Annotated in this window: 2 protein-coding genes; both read left to right on the top strand. The window is 35.8% G+C overall.

The features are described 5' to 3' along the window. Positions 1-197: 197 nt before the first annotated feature. On the top strand, positions 198-449 hold the full coding sequence (locus H5180_RS23300; RefSeq protein ID WP_182759257.1) for a hypothetical protein: 252 nt from the start codon (positions 198-200) through the stop codon (positions 447-449). A 15-nt stretch (positions 450-464) separates the two neighbouring features. Then, positions 465-938 carry a hypothetical protein gene (locus tag H5180_RS23295; protein WP_182759256.1) on the top strand — a complete coding sequence of 158 codons (474 nt, stop codon included), beginning with the start codon at positions 465-467 and terminating at the stop codon, positions 936-938. Positions 939-1060: the final 122 nt, after the last annotated feature.

Here is a 1060-nt window from a genome sequence, read left to right as displayed (position 1 = left end):
TTCAACAACTCGCGGGATTATTTCTTGTATTTTACAACAACAAAAAAACAACAAATATAAATCCCTTGATTTACATTTAGATACAGAGTTAGACTGAAAGTATTAAAAAACTCAAAGGATTTTCTGTCTGCAACTTGTGGGTTTAGATCCTTTGAATAAGCTGTTAGCTGTCAGTGCTTCATTAACCTAGGTGTAATATGAATATTCAAAATATTTCTATAAAAACGGAACAAGGCATTAAAAGTTATATGTGTGTTCTAAAAAATCAAGAACAATCAATCTATCAAATAGTTAATGCTCAGGGTGAAAATAATCCACAGTCTATCGAATGGAAAAATAATGGCAGTGTGAAAATCTTTCTTTTTAATGGATTAAAAATCATTGGTAATGAAGTATTTTCATTTACAATCTTATCAAAAGAGAGCTATAAACTTGGCACTCTTGCATAACAAGAATGAGAGGTTATGACGTATTATCATGCAACCACTAACCAGTTAACTTCTGGGCAAACTATAAATTCAACGCGGCAGAATCAGTTCTATGTAAATACATCACAGGAAATGGACAAGTCTAGACCTCAAGGTGTGACTGGAAGAACCAACGCGTTGTATGTGACGGATAGTGATGAGTTTGCAGTCCATTATTTGTTAAAGCAAAATGTGCGACTGTCCAATATTAAGCTGTATGAAGTGATTCCAAATAACCCTCACAAGTGCCCCTTTGCAATCACACATAGAGTTGAGTTGAAACTAAATGCAAACGATTGTGCAAAGAACCTGATTAATGAGTATTGGAATCCAACACTAAGTTGGAAATTTTACGAATACCTAACGGATTCAATTCAAATTGTTAAAGAGGTTAGTATTCCTTGTTTAGACGATTTTATTTTTACTATTTCATATGATGCTGACGTTAGGCTAGCTGAGAGTGTCAGCTAATCGGGTAGCCGGAGGTCTCTAACCTCCAGCCCCCACACCACCCATCATGCGGGTCCGCAATGGGCGGTTCATCTCCCGTAGTGAATATTGATCCAAATATCTCTTAATGACGCTAAACCTTG

The sequence above is a fragment of the Pseudoalteromonas sp. SR41-4 genome, from assembly GCF_014163985.1.
Taxonomy (GTDB): Bacteria; Pseudomonadota; Gammaproteobacteria; order Enterobacterales; family Alteromonadaceae; genus Pseudoalteromonas; species Pseudoalteromonas rhizosphaerae.
Note: the sequence above shows the minus strand (reverse complement) of the source record. Positions and strands in the feature narration are given on the sequence as shown.